Raw genomic sequence first — 22147 nt, forward strand, 5'->3', positions numbered from 1 at the left:
GGCAAATGGGGTTTACCTGAGTGTAGCATTAAGAGAAATCTCACCCCGGCATTGCAATTTCCGTCGGCTTTATCCATGATCGAAGTGTGACATTAGTCATATAACAGAAGGTATTGCATTTACTATGGAATGGATTGCCGATCCATCAATCTGGGCCGGGCTGGTGACGCTGGTCGTCATCGAATTAGTGCTCGGCATTGATAACCTGGTGTTTATCGCCATCCTTGCCGATAAATTACCCCCTTCACAACGCGACCGCGCCCGCGTGACGGGTCTTCTGCTCGCCATGGTGATGCGTTTGCTGTTACTGGCCTCAATCTCCTGGCTGGTGACGCTGACCAAACCCTTATTCAGCGTGCAGGGTCTGAGCTTTAGCGCCCGCGACCTGATCATGCTTTTCGGCGGATTGTTCCTGCTGTTCAAAGCCACGGTTGAGCTTAATGAGCGGCTGGAAGGAAAAGACAGTGAAAACCCCACCCAGCGACGCGGTGCAAAATTCTGGCCGGTGGTCGCGCAGATAGTGGTGCTGGATGCCGTCTTTTCTCTCGACTCCGTGATCACGGCCGTCGGGATGGTTGACCATCTGGCGGTGATGATGGCCGCGGTGATCATCGCCATCACCCTGATGGTGCTCGCCAGTAAAGCCCTGACGCGCTTCGTGAACAGTCACCCGACTATCGTCATCCTCTGTCTGAGCTTCCTGCTGATGATTGGCTTTAGCCTGGTGGCGGATGGTTTTGGCTTCCATATCCCGAAAGGGTATCTGTACGCCGCCATTGGTTTCTCGGTGCTGATTGAGTTTCTCAACCAGCTGGCCATTTTCAACCGTCGCCGTTTTCTCTCCGCGAACCAGACATTACGACAGCGCACCGCAGATACGGTGATGCGCCTGCTGAGCGGCAAAAAAGAGGATGCCGAGCTGGATGCTGAATCCGCGGCGATGCTTGCCGACCATAGCGACGGGCAGATCTTCAACCCGCAGGAACGCCGGATGATAGAGCGCGTGCTTAACCTCAACCAGCGCTCGGTGAGCAGTATCATGACCTCCCGCCATGACATTGAGCATATTGACCTGACGGCGCCGGAAGAGCAGATCCGCTCCCTGCTGGATAAAAACCAGCACACCCGCGTGGTCGTGACCGGCGGTGAAGAGGAAGAAGAGCTGCTGGGCGTGGTACACGTGATTGACCTCCTGCAACAGCAGCTCCACGGCGAGCCGCTCAACCTGCGGGCGCTGGTGCGCCAGCCGCTGGTCTTCCCGGAAGCGCTGCCGCTGCTCTCCGCGCTGGAGCAGTTCCGCAACGCGCGTACCCACTTCGCGTTTGTCGTTGATGAGTTTGGTTCTGTGGAAGGGCTGGTGACGCTCAGCGACGTGATGGAAACCATCGCCGGTAATCTGCCTAATGAGGTGGATGAGATCGATGCGCGTCACGATATTCAGAAAAACGCCGACGGCAGCTGGACCGCCAACGGCCATATGCCGCTCGAAGATCTGGTGCAGTTCGTTCCGCTTCCGCTGGATGAGAAGCGCGAATACCACACCATCGCCGGTTTGCTGATGGAATATCTGCAACGTATTCCGCAGCCGGGCGAAGAGGTCCAGGTGGGGGATTACATGATCAAAACCTTGCAGGTAGAGAGCCATCGCGTGCAGAAGGTGCAGCTGATACCGCTGCGCGGTGAAGATGAGATGGATTTTGAGGTGTAAAAAAGCCGGGTGGCGCTTCGCTTACCCGGCCTACGGTGTCTGGCTTTTATAGGCCGGGTAAGACAAAGCCGCCACCCGGCACAACAGGCATCACAGCTTATCGAGCAGCTTTTTCACATCCTTACCTGACTGAGACTCTTTATTGCGGTCCGCCCAGTCATTCAGCCGACGTTTCGCTTCATCCTGAAGGTGCTTACGCAGGATCTGATCGACCTGCAAACTGTAATTCAACTCCTGCCATTTTCCGTACACGCGCAGCGGTATCGGCGTCTCTTTCAGGAACTCCACAAGCTGGCCTTCGCCTTCCCAGCCAGCCTTCACGCGGACGTTGAAGCGGGTGTCTGCCGTCTCTTTCACCAGATCCAGCGCGCCGGTTCCGGTCAGCGCCAGCAGTGACGAAGTCCCCTGCATGTCGTCCAGCGAGAGCTGACCGTTGTCGAGGGCAAGCTCGCTGGTAAAGCTGTCCAGACGGGTTGCGCTGTCGTAGTTTTCATTCGCTTTCACGCTGCTGCTGCGCTCTACCGCCTGCTGCACCAGCTGCTGGAAGTTCAGCCCTTCCATGCGCGAATCTTTCAGCTCAACGTGCGCCTGCCCCTGCCAGCTACGACGGAAAGCGTCCGCATCAATCTTCGTACCAGAGAAATCCCCTGCCAGCGACAGCTGCCCCGTGAGGGCAATCGGGTAATTAAAGGCTTTCAGGATGGTGCCAATCTCAACGTTTTCCAGACGCGGCTGGAACGCGGCGCTGGCAACGTCTTTGCGCACATCCAGCGAGCCCGGCAGGGAGAGGTTCCCTGCTCCCATTTTTCCGCTGAGCTCGGAGATGACCAGCAGGCCGTTGTGGTTGAACATCTGGCTGCTGACGTCAGTAAAATCAATCCCACGCCAGCGCACGCTGTTCGCTTTCAGCAGAATGTCGGCGGTAAATCCGCGCAGGCCGTTGTAGTCAGGCTGATCGAGATTTGAGGAGATCACCGGACGCGACTGCGTGACCTGGCTTTGCCCCACCTGCGTGGCTCCCTCATCGGTCGCGTTCACCGGTTGGGGCGGAAGCAGGTTCTCGAGGTTCAGCTTGTCGAATTGCAGATCCAGCACCCACTTAGGTTTCTCATCAAGCGTGACGCTCGCCTGCCCCTTCAGGGCACTGTCGTTGGCCTGGAGGTTGAGCGCGTTCAGTTCGAGCTGTTTGCGCTCTTCATGCCACACCGCCTGCATCGTGCCCTGGCCGGCAATCCCCTTCGCGGGTAAATCCGCGCCGGTCAGCTGCCAGTTAAGCTGCTGAACGTCCGCAGTCAGCTGGTGCGGATAATCAGAGGCGTTCACGTTCGCGTTCATCGACAGGTTGAGATCGCGCTGATTGCGGTTGATCCGCCCGGAGAACTCCATGGTGGCGTGATGGTTGGCGTCCTGCTCCATCCTGAGGTTGATATTGCGTACGGTGATCTGTTCGTCATCTTCATGCTGGAAAACCAGCACGCTGTCGGCAACTTTCAGATTACCAATATCGAACGACCAGCCGGTGTCAGACGGGACGTCAGGCAAGGTGTTTTCACGCGGTGCGACCGGAGCATCCGCCTGACGAACGGCTTCGGTTTGCGGCGTAAGCTGAATCACCGCCCCTTTCAGCATCACCTGTTCAACCTGGAGCTGATGGGATAAGAGCGGGATGAGCGCGACATCAAGACGCATGTTATCCGCCGTGACCAGCGGCTGCGCGGCACCCGGCGCGGTGAGGGACATACGTCCGGAGAGAATGCTGAGCTGAGGCCAGACGTGCCAGCGCAGCGGCCCGTCCAGCTTGAGTTCATACCCGCTGCGCGCTTCCACCTGCCGCACCATGTAGGCCCGGAAGTCATTCGGGTTAACCAGCAGCACCAACGCTGAAAGGCCAGCCACCAGCACCACCAGCAAAATCATCAGCGTTGTCAGAACTCTTCTCATGGCTTCCTCAGTGAACTCACAGATCAGTCTTTATCGATACGACTGGCAACCGCACCCTGCTGGTCGCGATATTTTGCGTCCTGACGGCGGTTATAAGGACGGTCTGCCGGGCCGGTTAGCGGTTCAAAGCTCAACGCACCAATCATCATTCCCGGGCGAAGCGCCAGCGGCAGTTTACCGGCGTTAAAGAACTCCAGCACGATACGGCCAGACCAGCCCGGATCGATACGGTGCGCGGTGACGTGCACCATCAGGCCCAGACGCGCCAGGGAAGAGCGTCCGTCAAGCCAGCCGACCAGGTCCGCAGGCAGCGTGACCGATTCAAAGGTCACCGCCAGCGCCAGTTCGCCAGGATGGAGATAAAACGCCTCTCCTTCTTCGATGACGATTTCGTCGCTCATGACGCGATCCAGCGCCGCACTGACTTCGTCTTTCGGCCCGCTGAGGTCGATAAACGGTGCCGTGTGGCCGCTGAAGGTGCGGAATTTATTCCCCAGACGCACATCGACGGTCACGCCGTTAATACGCTCAACCGGCGGACGCGGGGTGATAGACAGGCGGCCTTCATCCAGCCAGGCTTCTATATCGCGGTCACAAAGACGCATGGCACTTTCTCCTTTCGTGCATCGCGCCCTGAAGCCTTACGGCGTCAGGGCAAAACCAGGTTATCTCTGAACGGTACACAATTCACACGGCTTATTCAAAAAACTGACTGATTTTCGCTTTTAAGATATCAATGGCAATACGGTTTTTACCGCCGCGAGGCACGATGATATCGGCGTATTGTTTCGAAGGTTCAATAAATTGCAGGAACATCGGGCGAACGGTTTTCTGATATTGCGCCATCACGGAGTCCATGGAGCGGCCGCGTTCGTTAACGTCGCGTTTAATACGCCGCATCAGGCAGATATCCAGCGGAGTGTCGACGAAAATCGAGAAGTTCATAGATTCGCGCAGACGGGCGTCGGTGAGCAGCAAAATCCCTTCAAGGATAATCACCTTCTTGGGCTCGATACGGATCGTTTCCTGGGTGCGGGTATGTTCCACGTAGCTGTAGACGGGCAGCTCAATCGCCTCGCCGCGCTTCAGCGCTTCCAGATGCTGGAACAGCAGGCTGTGATCCATCGCACTGGGGTGGTCGTAGTTGGTTTTTACGCGCTCTTCCATCGAAAGATGGGATTGATCTTTGTAATAGCTATCTTCGGGAATCACACCGATATGCTCATCACCCACTTGTTCACGCAGTTCGCGATAAAGCGTACTGGCAATAAGACTTTTACCTGAAGCCGATGCGCCGGCGATGCCTATGATGACGCACTGATGAGACTTATCAGTCATAAATTTAGCGACCTGATTAACCTGGATGTAAGGAAGGACGACGCCGGAGCGTCAAACGCGGCAATTATAGGGATTTCGGGGGCGTGATACCAGTCGAATGCGCAGGTTATGCGAGGCGGGCTGAAAAGCGCTGTTTCACGCCTTTAGCAAAATTTTTACGCGCGGTTTTTCGCCATTTCATCACCCTTCTTCGCAGAGTAACTATTTTATAAGTCTATGAAGTCAAAATCTGACCACTCAGCATATGAATTGTAAAATGTTTGTACTAGCATAAACCAAATTATTAATTTCACGCGTCCGGACCTGGCTCCTGACAACATGGCGTCCCTGGATAGAGCGGTAATGAATAAACAATACCAGCGGGTTTTGGTTACTACCCCACATCCTTTACTGCGGCTTGTCTGTCTGGGTCTGGTCACGTTCATCTTCACCTTATTTTCCCTCGAGCTGACTCGCTTCGGTACGCTGCTGGCGCCACTATGGTTCCCGACTTCAATTATGATGGTGGCGTTTTACCGCCATGCGGGAAAAATGTGGCCCGGCATTGCGCTCGCCTGCTCCTTTGGCAATATTTTTGCCTCGTGGATGCTCTTCTCATGGGCATCGATCAACATCACCTACACGGCGATCAATATCATTGAGGCCACGGTTGGCGCGCTGTTACTGCGTAAGCTGCTCCCCTGGTATAATCCGCTGCAAAACCTCAACGACTGGGTCCGGCTTGCCCTCGGCAGTGCCCTGGTGCCGCCGCTGGTGGGGGGCGTTCTGGTTCATTTTCTGGTGCCGAGCGCGGAGCCGCTGCGTAATTTCCTTGTCTGGGTACTTTCAGAAGCCATTGGCGCACTGGCGCTGGTGCCGTTAGGTCTGCTGTTTAAGCCGCATTACCTGCTGCGCCACCGCAACCCGAAACTGCTGCTGGAAACGCTGGTGACCCTGGTCGTCACGCTGGTTCTTAGCTGGACGGCAATCACCTGGCTGCCGTGGCCATTCACCTGCATTATCGTTCTGCTGATGTGGAGCGCGGTCCGTCTGCCGCGTATGGAAGCGTTCCTGATATTTTTATTCACCATCATGATGGTGTCCCTGATGATGGCGCGAAATCCGCTCTCCATGACGCCCTCCACCATGATCGTCACCTTCAACGCGCCGTGGCTCCCCTTCCTGATGATGCTGCTCCCCGCCAACATTATGACGATGGTGATGTATGCCTTCCGGGCTGAGCGTAAACATATTACGGAAAGCGAAGAACGTTTTCGCAATGCGATGGAATATTCCGCGATTGGTATGGCGCTGGTGGGCATTGAGGGCCAATGGCTTCAGGCCAACAAGGCGCTGTGTAATTTCCTCGGTTACAGCCAGTCAGAGCTTCAGTCGCTTACGTTCCAGCAGTTAACCTGGCCGGAAGATTTAAATACCGACCTGGAGCAGTTGCAACAGCTGATTCACGGCGAGATCAACACCTACAGCCTCGAAAAACGCTACTACACCCGCAGCGGCGAGGTGGTGTGGGCGCTGCTGGCCGTCTCCGTTGTGCGCCATGCCGACGGCACCCCGCTCTACTTTATTGCCCAGATTGAAGACATCAACGATCTGAAACAGACCGAGTGGGTGAATAAGCGGCTGATGGAGCGTATCACTCTCGCTAACGAAGCCGGCGGAATCGGGATTTGGGAGTGGGATCTCGAGCCGGACGTAATCAGCTGGGATAAACGGATGTTTGAGCTGTACGAGATCCCCTCGCACATTAAACCCACCTGGCAGCTCTGGCATGCGGCCATGGTGCCTGAAGATCGTACGCACGCCGAACAGGTCCTGCGTGAGTCACTCCAGGCCAGGGTACCTTTCAAGCTGGAATTTCGCATTCGCGTCAAGGATGGCATTCGCCACATTCGTTCGCTGGCGAACCGGGTGCTGAACAAACAGGGCGAAGTGGAGCGGCTGTTAGGGATCAACATGGATATGACCGAGGTGAAGCAGCTGAACGAGGCGCTGTTCCAGGAAAAAGAGCGCCTGCATATCACCCTCGACTCTATCGGCGAAGCGGTGCTGTGTACCGACATCGACATGAACATCACCTTTATGAACCCGGTCGCCGAGAAGATGAGCGGCTGGTCGCAAAGCGAAGCGCTGGGTCAGCCCATTCTGAAGGTGCTGCACATTACCTTCGGCGAGAACGGTCCGTTAATGGAAAACATCCACAGCGGCGATATGTCCCGTACCGATATCGAACAGGATGTGGTGCTTAACTGCCGCAATGGCGGCAGTTTCGACATTCATTACAGCATAACCCCCCTCAGCACTCTGGAAGGACACACCATCGGCTCGGTGCTGGTGATTCAGGACGTCACCGAGTCGCGCAAAATGCTGCGCCAGCTGAGCTACAGCGCTTCCCATGACGCCCTTACCCACCTGGCGAACCGCGTCAGCTTTGAAAACCATCTTAAGCGCCTGTTGCAGACGGTACAGGAGACCCATCAGCGTCACGCGCTGGTCTTTATCGATCTTGACCGTTTTAAGGCGGTGAACGATACGGCAGGCCACGCGGCGGGCGACGCTCTCCTGCGCGAACTCTCTTCGCTGATGCTGACCATGCTGCGCTCCAGCGACGTGCTGGCGCGTCTGGGCGGCGACGAGTTTGGCCTGCTGCTGCCGGACTGCAACGTCGAAAGCGCACGCTATATTGCGGGCCGGTTGATCGACGCCATCAACAACTATCATTTTTCCTGGGAAGGACGCCTGCACCGCATTGGCGCCAGCGCGGGGATTACGCTGATTGACGACACCAATTACCAGGCTGCGGAAGTGATGTCTCAGGCCGATATCGCCTGCTACGCCTCGAAAAACAGCGGGCGCGGCGTGGTCACCGTCTACGAACCCCAGCAGGAGCGGATCCACAGCACGCGCAGCATGATGTCGCTGGATGAGCAGTGGCACATGATTAAAGATAACCATCTGCTGATGATCGCCCGCAGCGTCGCCTCGCCGCGCATTCCCGAGAGCAGTAGCTTCTGGCTGATTTCCTTGCGGCTGTGGACCAGCCAGGGGGAAGTGCTGGAAGAGCATGCCTTCCGCGCCGGGCTGGCGGAGCCGGAGCTGCTGCACGCCCTGGACCGACGGATATTCAGCGAATTTTTCCGTACCTATGCCGCACAGGTGGCGGCCAAAGGAATGGGCGTCGCGCTGCCGCTCTCAGAAGCGGGTTTAGCCAGCGTCACGCTGGTGGATGAGCTGCTCGACCTGATCACCAGAGGTCCGCTGCCGGCGCGGCTGCTGCATCTGGCGATCGCCGTTGATGTGCTGAGCAATACGGATGAAAACGTGCAGCAGGGTCTGCAAAAGCTTCGTCAGGCCGGCTGTCGCGTGGTGCTGACCCGGGTCGGACGCGATATGAACGTCTTCAGCCAGCTCAGCGCCAACACCGCCGATTATCTGCTGCTGGATACAGACATGGTGACCAACGTCCACGGCAATCTGATGGATGAGATGATGGTGACAATCATTCAGGGCCACGCCCAGCGTCTGGGCATAAAAACCATTGCCGGGCCATGCCATCAGTCGATCATGATGGATACGCTATCGGGTATCGGCGTTGATTTTATTTACGGCGACACCATCGGGGAAGCGCAGCCGCTCGATCTACTGCTGAATACCAGCTATTTCGCCATCAACTGACGGCGACCAGCCGTCGGTGTACCAGATATGTAACAGCGCATACGAGCGCCACGGCTGCCAGCGCTCGGCATAGCGACGGATCTGCGCGGGCGTCATACCGGCAAAGCGCTGTTTAATCAGATAGTCATCCGGCAGGAAAACATCCTTCGCCTGCCAGCCGCGCAGGGCCAGATAATTCGCGGTCCAGCGCCCGATGCCGGGGCGCTGCTGTAGCGCCTTCATCCCGGCCTCAACGTTCGCAGGCGGGAATAGCGGGAATTCACCGTCCACCACCGACTGCGCCAGATGAATCAACGACTCCGCACGCCTGAGCGGCATCCCGAGGGCTTTCAATGCCAGCGGTTCTGCCGCGGCCAGCACCTCTGGCGGAGGAAAGCAGAGATAGCCCGGCGCATCCTCAATGGGTTCACCGCACAGCGCCACCACCCGTGACGCCAGTTTTGCCGCCATCGCCACGCTCACCAGTTGCCCGAGAATGGCGCGCACGCCCTGCTCGTATGCATCCATCGCGCCGGGCAAACGTAAGCCCGGCCGCGCCGCGCCGAGCTCGCCAAGAGTCTGCGCAATGTGCAGCGGGTCGCAATCGAGGTCAAACAGGCGGGAGATGCGGTCGAGGCAGATATCCGCCACCGGGATCAGGCCAGGGCTGAGCGACACCGCCAGCGTAGGGGTTGCGCTGTCTGGCGTAACCCGGAAAACGCCCTGGTGCCCGGCATAGCCAAAACTGCGCTCGTAGTAATCCTCCGTAACGGTTTCAACCCCCGTGACCGCACGCGCGGCAAGAAAGCCAAACATCCACGACCAGTCGTAGGGCGGTTGCCAGTTCAGGGTGTACATCGTCTCTCCTTTTGTATTTACCTCAGCATAAACCGAAAGATCGCCTTGCGCCTTGCTTTCATATTCCTGTTGTCGCCTGGCAGACATTTCGCTAAAGTCTCGCCCCTTCTCACCGGCATGGGGATTTATTGTGTTTATTGGATTCGACTACGGCACCGCAAACTGCTCGGTTGCGATAATGCAAAACGGACAACCGCAGCTCCTGAAAATGGAAAACGGCAGTACGCTGTTGCCGTCAATGCTTTGTGCGCCCACGCGTGAAGCGGTGAGCGAGTGGCTGTTCCGCCACCATCAGGTTCCGGCCACGGCGGCGGAGACCCAGGCGCTGCTGCGCCGTGCGGTCAGCTTTAACCGCGAGGAAGATATCGACGTTACCCCGTCCAGCGTGCAGTTCGGCCTCTCTTCCCTCGGGCAGTATATTGAAGACCCGGAAGAGGTCTACTTCGTTAAATCGCCGAAATCCTTCCTCGGCGCCAGCGGCCTGAAGCCGCAGCAGGTGGCGATGTTTGAAGATCTGGTCTGCGCGATGATGCTGCACATCCGCAATCAGGCGCAGTCCCAGGTGCCGGATGCCATCACCCAGGCGGTGATTGGCCGTCCGATTAACTTTCAGGGGCTGGGCGGCGACGAAGCCAACCAGCAGGCGCAGGGGATCCTTGAGCGTGCAGCGCACCGGGCAGGCTTCCGTGACGTGGTGTTCCAGTATGAGCCGGTTGCGGCGGGGCTGGATTTTGAAGCCACGCTGACGGAAGAGAAACGGGTGCTGGTGGTGGACATCGGCGGCGGTACGACGGACTGTTCATTACTGCTGATGGGTCCCCAGTGGCATCACCGTCGCGATCGTGAAAATAGTCTGCTGGGGCACAGCGGCTGCCGCGTGGGCGGTAACGATCTTGATATTGCCCTGGCCTTCAAGAGCCTGATGCCGCTGCTCGGTATGGGCGGTCAAACCGATAAAGGCATCGCCCTGCCGATCCTGCCGTGGTGGAACGCGATTGCCATCAACGACGTCCCTGCCCAGAGTGATTTTTACAGCACCGCGAATGGCCGTTTCCTCAACGATCTGGTGCGTGATGCGCAGGATGCAGAGAAGGTCGCACTTCTGTATAAGGTGTGGCGTCAGCGCCTGAGCTACCGGGTGGTGCGCACCGCCGAAGAGAGCAAAATTGCCCTTTCCGATCGTCCAGAGCATACGGTTTCGCTGCCGTTTATCAGTGACGATCTGGCTACGGCTATCACTCAGGAAGGGCTGGAAATGGCGCTGACTCAGCCGCTTCAGCGTATTCTGGAGCAGGTGCAACTGGCGCTTGAGAACGGCAACGTGAAGCCGGACGTAATTTACCTGACTGGCGGTAGCGCCCGTTCGCCGCTGATCAAGAAAGCGCTGGCGGAACAGCTGCCGGGGATCCCGATTGCCGGCGGCGATGACTTTGGCTCCGTTACGGCAGGGCTGGCGCGCTGGGCGCAGGTGGTGTTTAGCTAATGGGGTTGTGCCGGGTGGCGGCTTCGCCTTACCCGGCCTACAAGATCCTCCAACCGTAGGCCGGGTAAGCGCAGCGCCACCCGGCGAAGGCGAAACCGCAGCGCCACACTCAGACAATTCCCGACAGTCTTCCATATTTCCTCCATTTTTTCGCTGTGTTAGCTGACTAAACTAGTATCATTCCCCGAAAGAGTTTCAGGATGAGAACGTATAACGATGAAAGGCAGTAACAAATCCCGCTGGGCAATCGCCGTTGGTCTGATTGTGGTGGTCCTGGCCGCCGCCTGGTACTGGCACAGCCAGTCCGCGAACTCCACGGCACCTGCTGGCGCTAATAGCCCCTCACAACGCTCAACGGGCGGCGGGCGCCACGCTATGCGCGGCGGTGCGCTGGCACCGGTGCAGGCGGCAACGGCGGTGAATAAAGCGGTGCCTCGTTATCTCTCCGGGCTGGGAACCATCACCGCCGCCAACACCGTGACGGTACGTAGCCGCGTGGACGGTCAGCTGATGGCCATCCATTTCCAGGAAGGTCAGCAGGTAAAAGCCGGCGATCTGCTGGCGGAAATCGATCCAAGCCAGTTTAAGGTTGCCCTGGCGCAGGCGCAGGGGCAGCTCGCGAAAGACAAAGCCACCCTCGCCAATGCCCGCCGCGATTTAGCCCGCTATCAGCAGCTGGTAAAAACCAACCTCGTGTCGCGCCAGGAGCTGGACACCCAGCAGTCTCTGGTCAGTGAATCTCAGGGCACCATCAAGGCCGACGAAGCCGCGGTCGCCAGCGCCCAGCTCCAGCTCGACTGGAGCCGGATCACCGCGCCGATTGACGGCCGCGTGGGCCTGAAACAGGTTGATATCGGCAACCAAATCTCCAGCGGCGATACCACGGGCATCGTGGTGATCACCCAGACGCACCCTATCGATCTCGTCTTTACCCTGCCGGAAAGCGACATTGCGACGGTGATACAGGCGCAGAAGGCCGGAAAAGCGCTGGTGGTTGAAGCCTGGGATCGCACCAACAAGCAGAAGCTGAGCGAAGGTTCGCTGCTGAGCCTGGATAACCAGATCGACACCACCACCGGCACCATCAAGCTAAAAGCACGCTTCAACAATCAGGACGATGCCCTGTTCCCGAATCAGTTCGTCAACGCGCGAATGCTGGTCGCGACCGAAGAAAACGCGGTGGTGATCCCGACGGCGGCCCTGCAAATGGGCAGTGAAGGCAACTTTGTCTGGGTGCTGAACAGCGAAAACAAGGTCAGCAAACACCTGGTGAAAACCGGCATCCAGGACAGCCAGACGGTGGTGATCAGCGCCGGGCTGTCCGCTGGCGACCGCGTCGTCACCGACGGTATTGACCGGCTGACCGAAGGGGCGCAGGTCGAAGTGGTGGAAGCGCAGGATACAGGAGCAAAAGCCTGATGCAGGTGATGCCGCCGAGCTCTACAGGTGGGCCCTCACGCCTGTTTATTTTACGTCCGGTTGCGACGACCCTGTTGATGGTGGCGATCCTGCTGGCCGGGATCATTGGCTACCGTTTTCTGCCCGTGTCGGCGCTGCCGGAAGTGGACTACCCGACCATTCAGGTTGTCACCCTCTATCCGGGCGCCAGTCCGGATGTGGTGACGTCCGCCATCACCGCCCCGCTGGAGCGTCAGTTTGGCCAGATGTCTGGCCTGAAGCAGATGTCTTCCCAGAGTTCCGGTGGCGCTTCGGTCGTCACGCTTCAGTTCCAGCTTACGCTGTCGCTGGACGTCGCTGAGCAGGAGGTGCAGGCCGCGATTAACGCCGCCACAAACCTGCTGCCGTCTGACCTGCCGAATCCACCGGTTTACAGCAAGGTCAACCCGGCGGATCCGCCGATCATGACCCTTGCCGTCAGCTCCTCCGCCATGCCGATGACCCAGGTGGAAGACATGGTTGAAACCCGCGTGGCACAGAAGATTTCGCAGGTGACCGGCGTGGGGCTGGTGACGCTGGCGGGCGGTCAACGCCCCGCCGTGCGCGTCAAACTGAATGCCCAGGCCATTGCCGCGCTGGGGTTAACCAGCGAAACCATTCGCACCGCCATCAGCAGCGCCAACGTCAACTCAGCGAAGGGTTCGCTGGACGGCCCGACCCGCGCGGTCACGCTCTCCGCCAACGACCAGATGCAGTCCGCCGATGAGTACCGTCAGCTGATCATTGCCTACCAGAACGGCGCGCCGATCCGTTTGGGCGACGTGGCAACCGTTGAACAAGGCGCGGAAAACAGCTGGCTCGGGGCGTGGGCCAATAAGCAGCAGGCGATTGTCATGAACGTTCAGCGCCAGCCGGGCGCGAACATTATTGATACCGCCGACAGCATTCGCACCATGCTGCCGCAGCTGGTGGAAAGCCTGCCAAAATCGGTCAGCGTGAAAGTGCTCTCTGACCGCACCACGAATATTCGCGCGTCAGTGACCGACACCCAGTTCGAGCTGATGCTGGCGATTGCGCTGGTGGTGATGATCATCTACCTGTTCCTGCGCAACGTCCCGGCAACCCTCATTCCCGCCGTCGCCGTGCCGCTCTCGCTGGTCGGAACGTTCGCGGTGATGGTGTTCCTCGACTTCTCGATTAACAACCTGACGCTGATGGCGCTCACCATCGCCACCGGGTTTGTGGTGGACGACGCCATCGTGGTAATCGAGAACATCTCGCGCTATATCGAAAAAGGTGAAAAGCCGTTAGCCGCCGCGCTGAAGGGCGCGGGGGAGATCGGCTTTACCATTATCTCGCTCACCTTCTCGCTGATTGCGGTGCTGATCCCGCTGCTGTTTATGGGTGATATCGTCGGGCGGCTGTTCCGCGAGTTTGCCGTGACGCTGGCGGTCGCCATTCTGATCTCTGCCGTGGTGTCGCTGACGCTGACGCCGATGATGTGCGCCCGCATGCTGAGCCACGAGTCCTTGCGCAAGCAAAACCGCTTCTCGCGCGCCTCCGAGCGGATGTTCGAGCGCATTATCGCCGCCTACGGCCGCGTGCTGGCGAAAGTGCTGAACCATCCGTGGGCAACGCTCGGCGTGGCGCTCGGCACCCTGGCGCTCAGCGTCATGCTGTGGATTTTCATTCCGAAAGGCTTCTTCCCGATTCAGGACAACGGCATTATTCAGGGCACGCTTCAGGCGCCGCAGACGGTCTCCTTCGCCAACATGGCGCAGCGCCAGCAGCAGGTGTCTGAGATCATCATGAAAGATCCGGCGGTGGAAAGCCTGACTGCCTACGTGGGCGTGGACGGCACCAACCCGTCGCTCAACAGCGCGCGCCTGCAAATTAACCTTAAACCGCTCGATGACCGCGACGATCGCGTTAACGCGGTGATTGAACGCCTGCAAAGCGCGGTGGCGCGCGTGCCGGGCATTGAGCTGTATCTGCAACCGATCCAGGATTTAACCATTGATACGCAGGTGAGCCGCACGCAGTACCAGTTTACGCTCCAGGCCACCTCGCTTGAGGCGCTGAGCACCTGGGTGCCGCAGCTGGTGGACAAGCTGAAAGCACTGCCGCAGGTTTCTGACGTCAGCAGCGACTGGCAGGATAAAGGGCTGGCGGCGTACGTGAACGTCAACCGCGACACCGCCAGCCGTCTGGGCATTACCATGTCCGACGTGGATAACGCCCTGTATAACGCCTTTGGCCAGCGCCTGATCTCCACCATCTATACCCAGGCCAACCAGTATCGCGTGGTGCTGGAACATAACACCGAGAACACGCCCGGGCTGGCCGCGCTGGACACGGTGCGCCTGACCAGCAAAGACGGTGGGATTGTGCCGCTCAGCGCCATTGCCAGCGTGGAAGAGCGTCACACCCCGCTGTCGATTAACCATCTCGATCAGTTCCCGTCCACCACCATTTCCTTCAACGTGCCGGACGGGTATTCCCTGGGCGAAGCGGTGGAGGCCATTCTGGGCGCGGAGAAAGAACTCAGCTTCCCGTCCGATATTCAGACCCAGTTCCAGGGCAGTACGCTAGCGTTCCAGGCCGCGCTGGGCAGCACCGTCTGGCTGATTGTCGCGGCGGTGGTGGCGATGTATATCGTGCTTGGCGTGCTGTATGAAAGCTTTATCCATCCGATCACCATCCTCTCCACCCTGCCGACGGCGGGCGTGGGGGCGCTGCTGGCGCTGATGCTGGCGGGGAGCGAGCTGGACGTCATTGCGATCATCGGCATCATCCTGCTTATCGGCATTGTGAAGAAAAACGCCATCATGATGATCGACTTTGCGCTGGCCGCCGAGCGCGAGCAGGGTATGGCGCCGCGCGAGGCCATTTACCAGGCCTGTCTGCTGCGTTTTCGTCCGATCCTGATGACCACCCTCGCCGCCCTGCTGGGCGCGCTGCCGCTGATGCTGAGCACCGGCGTGGGGGCCGAACTGCGCCGTCCGCTGGGCATCGGGATGGTGGGCGGCCTGCTGGTGAGCCAGGTGCTGACGCTGTTTACCACGCCGGTTATCTACCTGCTGTTTGACCGTCTGGCCCTGTGGACGAAAAACCGCTTCCCGAAACGTGAAGAGGAGGCGTAAGTGAAGTTTTTCGCCCTCTTCATTTACCGTCCGGTGGCGACGATTTTACTCTCCGTCGCTATTACCCTGTGCGGCGTGCTGGGCTTCCGGCTGCTGCCGGTGGCCCCGCTGCCGCAGGTCGATTTCCCGGTGATCATGGTCAGCGCCTCGCTGCCGGGTGCCTCGCCGGAAACCATGGCGTCATCGGTGGCGACGCCGCTTGAGCGCTCGCTTGGGCGAATTGCCGGGGTTAACGAGATGACCTCCAGCAGTTCGCTGGGCAGCACGCGCATCATTCTGGAATTTAACTTTGACCGGGACATCAACGGCGCGGCGCGTGACGTGCAGGCCGCGATAAATGCCGCCCAAAGCCTGCTGCCAAGCGGCATGCCGAGCCGTCCAACCTACCGCAAGGCTAACCCGTCCGACGCGCCGATCATGATCCTGACGCTCACGTCAGAGACCTACTCCCAGGGCGAGCTGTACGATTTTGCCTCCACCCAGCTGGCGCAAACCATCGCCCAGATTGACGGCGTGGGCGACGTGGACGTCGGCGGCAGCTCCCTACCCGCCGTGCGCGTGGGGCTGAATCCGCAGGCGCTGTTTAACCAGGGCGTGTCGCTGGACGACGTGCGTTCCGCCATCAGCAACGCCAACGTGCGTAAGCCGCAGGGCGCGATTGAGGACAACAGCCACCGCTGGCAGATCCAGACCAACGACGAGCTGAAAACCGCCGCCGAGTATCAGCCGTTGATTATTCACTACAACAACGGTGCGGCGGTGCGCCTGAGCGACGTCGCCAGCGTCACCGATTCGGTGCAGGACGTGCGTAACGCCGGGATGACTAACGCCAAACCGGCGATTTTGCTGATGATCCGCAAACTGCCGGAAGCCAACATCATCCAGACGGTGAACAGCATCCGCGCGCGCCTGCCGGAGCTTCAGGAAACGATTCCGGCGGCCATCGACCTCCAGATTGCGCAGGACCGCTCCCCTACCATTCGCGCCTCGCTTGAGGAGGTAGAGCAAACGCTGATTATCTCCGTCGCGTTGGTGATCCTGGTGGTGTTCCTGTTCCTGCGCTCGGGGCGCGCCACGCTGATCCCGGCGGTGGCGGTTCCGGTATCGCTGATAGGCACCTTTGCCGCCATGTACCTGTGCGGCTTTAGTCTTAACAATCTGTCGCTGATGGCGCTGACGATTGCCACCGGGTTTGTGGTGGATGACGCCATCGTGGTGCTGGAGAATATCTCGCGCCATCTGGAAGCGGGCATGAAGCCGCTCCAGGCGGCGCTTCAGGGGACGCGCGAAGTGGGCTTCACGGTCCTGTCCATGAGCCTGTCGCTGGTGGCGGTGTTCCTGCCGCTGCTGCTGATGGGCGGCCTGCCGGGGCGACTGCTGCGCGAATTTGCCGTCACGCTTTCCGTCGCCATCGGTATCTCCCTGGTGATTTCGCTGACGCTGACGCCGATGATGTGCGGCTGGATGCTAAAGCGCAGCCAACCGCACTCGCAGCCGCGCAGGAAAGGCTTTGGCCGCGTCCTGATAGCGATGCAGTCAGGCTATGGCAAATCGCTGAAATGGGTGCTGAACCACACGCGTCTTGTCGGGCTGGTGCTGATCGGCACCATCGTCCTCAACGTCTGGATGTATATCACCATCCCGAAAACCTTCTTCCCGGAGCAGGATACCGGCGTGCTGATGGGCGGTATTCAGGCGGACCAGAGTATTTCGTTCCAGGCGATGCGGGGCAAACTGCAAGACTTTATGAAAATCATCCGGGAAGATCCGGCCGTGGATAACGTCACCGGCTTTACCGGCGGCTCACGCGTTAACAGCGGGATGATGTTTATTACCCTTAAGCCGCGCGGTGAACGTCACGAAACGGCGCAGCAGATCATTGACCGCCTGCGGCTGAAGCTTGCCAAAGAGCCGGGGGCAAATCTGTTTTTGATGGCCGTTCAGGATATCCGCGTCGGCGGACGACAGGCTAACGCCAGCTATCAGTACACCCTGCTCTCAGATGACTTAGCCGCCCTGCGCGAGTGGGAGCCGAAGATCCGTAAAGCGCTGGCCGCGCTGCCGCAGCTGGCGGACGTGAACTCCGACAGCCAGAATAACGGCGCCGAGATGGCGCTCACCTACGATCGCGAAACCATGTCCCGCCTGGGCATTAACGTTGAAGCGGCCAACAGCCTGCTTAACAACGCCTTCGGGCAGCGTGAAGTCTCCACCATCTATCAGCCGATGAACCAGTACAAGGTGGTGATGGAAGTTGATCCGCGCTACACCCAGGACATCAGCGCGCTGGACAAGATGTTTGTGATCAATAATGACGGCAAGGCGATCCCCCTGTCGTACTTCGCCAGCTGGCAGCCGTCGAACGCGCCGCTGTCGGTGAACCACCAGGGGCTTTCCGCCGCCTCGACCGTGTCGTTTAACCTGCCAACCGGCTCGTCGCTGTCTGAGGCCAGCGACGCCATCAACCGCGCCATGACCCAGCTCGGGGTGCCCTCCTCCGTGCGCGGCAGCTTTGCCGGTACGGCGCAGGTGTTCCAGGACACCATGAACTCGCAGGTCATTTTGATCCTGGCGGCTATTGCCACGGTTTATATCGTGCTGGGCGTGCTGTACGAAAGCTATGTGCACCCGTTGACCATTCTCTCCACGCTGCCTTCTGCGGGCGTGGGGGCGCTGCTGGCGCTGGAGCTGTTCGGTGCCCCGTTCAGCCTAATCGCGCTCATCGGGATCATGCTATTAATAGGTATTGTGAAGAAAAACGCGATTATGATGGTCGACTTTGCCCTGGACGCCCAGCGTAACGGCAACCTGACGCCGGACGAGGCGATATTCCAGGCCTGTCTGCTGCGTTTTCGCCCGATCATGATGACCACGCTGGCCGCGCTGTTCGGTGCGCTACCGCTGGTCATATCCGGTGGTGACGGCTCTGAACTGCGCCAGCCGCTGGGGATCACGATTGTCGGCGGCCTGGTGATGAGCCAGCTGCTGACGCTCTACACCACGCCGGTAGTCTATCTGTTCTTTGACCGACTGCGGCTGCGTTTTTCGCGTAAAAAGAGAACCACGGTGACCGAGTAAATGACCGACCTACCCAGTAATGTTCGCTGGCAATTGTGGATCGTCGCGTTCGGCTTCTTTATGCAGTCGCTGGGCACGACCATCGTGAACACCGCCCTTCCCTCGATGGCGAAAAGCCTGGGGGAGAGCCCGCTGCACATGCATATGGTGATTGTCGCCTACGTGCTGACGGTCGCCGTGATGCTGCCCGCCAGCGGCTGGCTGGCGGATAAAGTCGGTGTGCGAAACATCTTCTTCACCGCCATTGTGCTGTTTACCACCGGGTCGCTGTTTTGCGCCCAGGCCAATACCCTCGACCAGCTGGTGATGGCGCGCGTGCTACAGGGCGTCGGCGGCGCGATGATGGTGCCCGTCGGGCGGTTAACGGTGATGAAAATTGTTCCGCGCGCGCAGTATATGGCGGCGATGACCTTCGTCACCTTGCCCGGTCAGGTCGGCCCGCTGCTTGGCCCGGCACTGGGCGGTATTCTGGTGGAGTATGCCTCCTGGCACTGGATCTTCCTGATCAACCTGCCGGTCGGTATTATCGGCGCGATTGCCACCCTGACGCTGATGCCGAACTATAAAATGCAGACCCGGCGCTTTGATTTCGTTGGCTTTATCCTGCTGGCGGCTGGCATGGCGACGCTCACCCTGGCCCTCGACGGGCAAAAAGGGCTGGGGATCTCCTCCCTGTCGCTCGCCCTGCTGGTGGCGCTGGGGATCACCGCGATTCTCTGGTATCTGTGGCATGCCAGAGGCAACGCTAACGCGCTGTTCAGCCTGAATCTGTTCAGGAATCCCACCTACCGTCTTGGTCTGTTCGGCAGCTTTGCCGGACGCATCGGCAGCGGCATGTTGCCGTTTATGACGCCGGTGTTTTTACAGATTGGGATGGGCTTCTCGCCGTTCCACGCCGGGCTGATGATGATCCCGATGGTGCTCGGCAGCATGGGGATGAAGCGTATTGTGGTGCAGGTGGTGAACCGCTTTGGCTATCGCCGGGTGCTGGTGGCCGCCACGATCGGGCTGGCGTTGGTTTGTCTGCTGTTTATGGCCGTGGCGCTGCTGGGCTGGTACTACATCCTGCCGCTGGTGCTGTTCTGCCAGGGTATCATCAACTCCATGCGCTTCTCGTCGATGAACACCCTGACGCTGAAAGATCTGCCGGACGAGCTGGCGAGCAGTGGTAACAGCCTGCTGTCGATGATCATGCAGCTCTCCATGAGCGTGGGGGTCACGGTCGCCGGATTGCTGCTCGGCATGTACGGTCAGCACCATCTCAGCGCCGACACCCCCGTCGCGCATCAGGTCTTTTTATACACTTACCTCAGCATGGCGGTAATTATCGCCCTGCCCGCTTTTATCTTTGCCAGTGTACCGAATGACACGACCAAAAACGTCGTGATCCGACGCGGCAAAAGGAGTGCACCATGAAATTCTGGCGTCCGGGGATCACCGGTAAGCTTTTTGTGGCGATTTTCGCCACCTGTATCGTTCTGCTGATTACCATGCACTGGGCGGTGCGGGTCAGCTTTGAGCGCGGCTTTATTGACTACATTAAGCACGGTAACGAACAGCGACTACAGGGCTTAAGCGACGCGCTGGGCGAACAGTATAGCCTGCACGGTAACTGGCGTTTTCTGCGCAATAACGATCGCTTTGTGTTTCAAATCCTGCGCTCGCTGGAGCACGATAATGACGACGACCGCCCGGGGCCGGGCATGCCGCCGCACGGCTGGCGCACCCAGTTCTGGGTGATAGATCAGGAGATGCGCGTGCTCGTTGGACCACGCTCTCCGGTACCGCCGGACGGCACAAAGCGCGCCATTACTTCGAACGGCGCCACGGTGGGCTGGGTTATCGCCTCGCCGGTCGAGCGGCTGACGCGCAACACCGACATCAACTTTGACCGCCAGCAGCGTCAGACCAGCTGGCTGATTGTCGCGCTTTCTACCCTGCTTGCGGCGCTCGCCACCTTCCCGCTGGCGCGCGGCCTGCTGGCGCCGGTTAAGCGCCTGGTGGAAGGCACGCACAAGCTGGCGGCGGGTGATTTCTCGACCCGCGTTGACACCCGCAGCCAGGATGAACTGGGCAAGCTGGCGCAGGACTTCAACCAGCTCGCCAGCACGCTGGAAAAAAACCAGCAGATGCGCCGCGATTTTATGGCCGACATTTCGCACGAGCTGCGCACCCCGCTGGCGGTGCTGCGCGGCGAGCTGGAGGCGATTCAGGACGGCGTGCGGCAGTTCACCCCCGAGTCCGTGGCCTCGCTTCAGGCGGAAGTCGGCACGCTGACCAAGCTGGTGGACGATCTGCATCAGCTTTCCATGTCCGACGAAGGCGCCCTGGCCTACCAGAAAGCCCCAGTCGACGTGATCAATATCCTTGAAGTTGTGACCGGCGCATTCCGCGAGCGCTTCGCCAGCCGTGACCTGAAAATCAACCTTTCGCTGCCGGACAGCGCGGTGGTATTTGGCGACAGAGATCGCCTGATGCAGCTGTTCAATAATCTGCTGGAGAACAGCCTCCGCTACACCGACGGCGGCGGCGCGCTGCATATCTCCGGCAGGCAGGAAAACGGGCGCTTTGCCCTGACCTTTGCGGACTCCGCCCCTGGCGTGAAAGATGCGCAGCTGGAAAAACTGTTCGAGCGCTTCTATCGCACCGAAGGTTCACGCAACCGCGCCAGCGGCGGTTCCGGCCTTGGGCTGGCGATTTGCGTTAACATTGTGGAGGCCCACGGCGGCACCATCCGCGCCGCTCATTCGCCTTTTGGCGGGGTTAGCATTACAGTAGAGTTACCTCTGGAACGGGATTTATCGAGGGAAGCATGACCGAGTTACCGATTGACGACAACACACCGCGTATTTTGATCGTGGAAGACGAGCCTAAACTTGGACAACTGCTGATCGACTATTTGCGTGCCGCAAGTTACGCGCCAACGCTTATCAGCCACGGCGACCAGGTGCTGCCCTACGTGCGCCAGACGCCGCCGGATCTGATCCTGCTGGATCTGATGCTGCCGGGTACCGACGGCCTGACCCTGTGCCGCGAAATTCGTCGTTTCTCCGATGTGCCCATCGTGATGGTGACGGCCAAAATCGAAGAGATCGACCGTCTGCTGGGGCTCGAAATCGGCGCCGACGATTACATCTGCAAGCCTTACAGCCCGCGGGAGGTGGTCGCTCGGGTGAAAACCATCCTCCGCCGCTGTAAGCCACAGCGTGAATTGCAGGTGCTGGATGCGCAAAGCCCGCTGATCGTCGACGAAAGCCGCTTCCAGGCGAGCTGGCGCAGCAAACTATTGGATCTCACCCCAGCGGAGTTCCGCCTGCTGAAAACGCTCTCCCACGAGCCGGGAAAAGTGTTTTCCCGCGAACAGCTGCTCAACCATCTGTATGACGATTACCGCGTAGTGACCGACCGCACCATCGACAGTCACATCAAAAACCTGCGCCGCAAGCTGGAGGCACTGGACGCCGACCAGTCGTTTATTCGCGCGGTGTACGGCGTGGGTTATCGCTGGGAAGCGGATGCGTGCAGGATTGCCTGAATAACACCCCCTCA

The 22147-nt window shown here is 59.2% G+C and carries 13 protein-coding genes; 9 read left to right on the plus strand and 4 right to left on the minus strand.

Annotated features, from left to right (window positions below):
* Nucleotides 1-124: 124 nt before the first annotated feature.
* The gene (locus ACOTY5_RS09685; protein ID WP_032671742.1) at nucleotides 125-1708 is read left to right on the plus strand and encodes a TerC family protein; all 1584 of its coding nucleotides are present in this window, start codon (nucleotides 125-127) and stop codon (nucleotides 1706-1708) included.
* A 90-nt stretch (nucleotides 1709-1798) separates the two neighbouring features.
* Here the strand turns inward: ACOTY5_RS09685 and asmA are convergent, their stop codons facing one another.
* From asmA to udk, 3 genes are all read right to left on the minus strand, one after another.
* Entirely contained in the window at nucleotides 1799-3649 is a 1851-nt protein-coding gene (gene asmA, locus ACOTY5_RS09690; protein WP_039270418.1) for an outer membrane assembly protein AsmA, read from the minus strand.
* A gap of 23 nt (nucleotides 3650-3672) precedes the next feature.
* Nucleotides 3673-4254 (minus strand): dCTP deaminase, encoded by a 582-nt coding sequence (gene dcd / locus ACOTY5_RS09695; protein ID WP_006811250.1) that lies wholly within the window; start codon nucleotides 4252-4254, stop codon nucleotides 3673-3675.
* Nucleotides 4255-4345: 91 nt separating this feature from the next.
* Nucleotides 4346-4987, minus strand: a complete 642-nt coding sequence (gene udk, locus ACOTY5_RS09700) for a uridine kinase (protein WP_000130320.1) — start codon at nucleotides 4985-4987, stop codon at nucleotides 4346-4348.
* 342 nt (nucleotides 4988-5329) lie between these two features.
* Here udk and ACOTY5_RS09705 point away from each other — a divergent pair, with 342 nt between their 5' ends.
* Nucleotides 5330-8659, plus strand: a complete 3330-nt coding sequence (locus tag ACOTY5_RS09705) for a diguanylate cyclase (RefSeq protein ID WP_045142422.1) — start codon at nucleotides 5330-5332, stop codon at nucleotides 8657-8659.
* On the opposite strand, the gene alkA is transcribed toward ACOTY5_RS09705, so the two are convergent.
* On the minus strand, nucleotides 8624-9496 hold the full coding sequence (gene alkA, locus ACOTY5_RS09710) for a DNA-3-methyladenine glycosylase 2 (protein ID WP_045142421.1): 873 nt from the start codon (nucleotides 9494-9496) through the stop codon (nucleotides 8624-8626). The two genes, ACOTY5_RS09705 and alkA, sit on opposite strands and share 36 nt — an antisense overlap.
* A gap of 130 nt (nucleotides 9497-9626) precedes the next feature.
* Between alkA and yegD the strand changes: the two genes are divergently transcribed.
* From yegD to baeR, 7 genes are all read left to right on the plus strand, one after another.
* Nucleotides 9627-10979: a molecular chaperone gene (gene yegD / locus ACOTY5_RS09715; RefSeq protein WP_045142420.1), complete on the plus strand. Its 1353-nt coding sequence runs from the start codon at nucleotides 9627-9629 to the stop codon at nucleotides 10977-10979.
* Between the two features lie 216 nt (nucleotides 10980-11195).
* The gene (locus ACOTY5_RS09720; protein WP_017693081.1) at nucleotides 11196-12398 is read left to right on the plus strand and encodes an MdtA/MuxA family multidrug efflux RND transporter periplasmic adaptor subunit; all 1203 of its coding nucleotides are present in this window, start codon (nucleotides 11196-11198) and stop codon (nucleotides 12396-12398) included.
* Complete coding sequence (locus ACOTY5_RS09725) at nucleotides 12398-15520, plus strand: MdtB/MuxB family multidrug efflux RND transporter permease subunit (RefSeq protein ID WP_045142419.1); 3123 nt, start codon at nucleotides 12398-12400, stop codon at nucleotides 15518-15520. Before ACOTY5_RS09720 ends, ACOTY5_RS09725 begins: the two co-directional genes overlap by 1 nt.
* Nucleotides 15521-18598 carry a multidrug efflux RND transporter permease subunit MdtC gene (gene mdtC / locus ACOTY5_RS09730; protein ID WP_045357020.1) on the plus strand — a complete coding sequence of 1026 codons (3078 nt, stop codon included), beginning with the start codon at nucleotides 15521-15523 and terminating at the stop codon, nucleotides 18596-18598.
* A complete protein-coding gene (locus ACOTY5_RS09735; RefSeq protein WP_045142417.1) occupies nucleotides 18599-20014 on the plus strand; it encodes an MFS transporter in 1416 nt (471 codons plus the stop codon).
* Nucleotides 20011-21414 (plus strand): two-component system sensor histidine kinase BaeS, encoded by a 1404-nt coding sequence (baeS, locus tag ACOTY5_RS09740; protein WP_015572365.1) that lies wholly within the window; start codon nucleotides 20011-20013, stop codon nucleotides 21412-21414. The genes ACOTY5_RS09735 and baeS overlap by 4 nt, the downstream gene beginning before the upstream one ends.
* Nucleotides 21411-22133, plus strand: coding sequence for a two-component system response regulator BaeR (baeR, locus tag ACOTY5_RS09745; RefSeq protein ID WP_015572364.1), 723 nt, complete (start codon nucleotides 21411-21413; stop codon nucleotides 22131-22133). Before baeS ends, baeR begins: the two co-directional genes overlap by 4 nt.
* The last annotated feature ends 14 nt before the right edge of the window (nucleotides 22134-22147 follow it).

Source organism: Enterobacter cloacae complex sp. SHL018 (assembly GCF_049237905.1).
GTDB lineage: Bacteria > Pseudomonadota > Gammaproteobacteria > Enterobacterales > Enterobacteriaceae > Enterobacter > Enterobacter hormaechei_C.

What these genes read in the sequence shown, in the direction of transcription:
- ACOTY5_RS09685 (WP_032671742.1), top strand. Translation starts at nt 125, where the DNA reads ATGGAATGGATTGCCGATCCATCAATCTGGGCCGGGCTGGTGACGCTG.
- ACOTY5_RS09705 (WP_045142422.1), top strand. Translation starts at nt 5,330, where the DNA reads ATGAATAAACAATACCAGCGGGTTTTGGTTACTACCCCACATCCTTTA.
- asmA (WP_039270418.1), bottom strand. Translation starts at nt 3,649, where the DNA reads ATGAGAAGAGTTCTGACAACGCTGATGATTTTGCTGGTGGTGCTGGTG.
- udk (WP_000130320.1), bottom strand. Translation starts at nt 4,987, where the DNA reads ATGACTGATAAGTCTCATCAGTGCGTCATCATAGGCATCGCCGGCGCA.
- baeS (WP_015572365.1), top strand. Translation starts at nt 20,011, where the DNA reads ATGAAATTCTGGCGTCCGGGGATCACCGGTAAGCTTTTTGTGGCGATT.
- baeR (WP_015572364.1), top strand. Translation starts at nt 21,411, where the DNA reads ATGACCGAGTTACCGATTGACGACAACACACCGCGTATTTTGATCGTG.
- ACOTY5_RS09725 (WP_045142419.1), top strand. Translation starts at nt 12,398, where the DNA reads ATGCAGGTGATGCCGCCGAGCTCTACAGGTGGGCCCTCACGCCTGTTT.
- ACOTY5_RS09735 (WP_045142417.1), top strand. Translation starts at nt 18,599, where the DNA reads ATGACCGACCTACCCAGTAATGTTCGCTGGCAATTGTGGATCGTCGCG.
- alkA (WP_045142421.1), bottom strand. Translation starts at nt 9,496, where the DNA reads ATGTACACCCTGAACTGGCAACCGCCCTACGACTGGTCGTGGATGTTT.
- ACOTY5_RS09720 (WP_017693081.1), top strand. Translation starts at nt 11,196, where the DNA reads ATGAAAGGCAGTAACAAATCCCGCTGGGCAATCGCCGTTGGTCTGATT.
- dcd (WP_006811250.1), bottom strand. Translation starts at nt 4,254, where the DNA reads ATGCGTCTTTGTGACCGCGATATAGAAGCCTGGCTGGATGAAGGCCGC.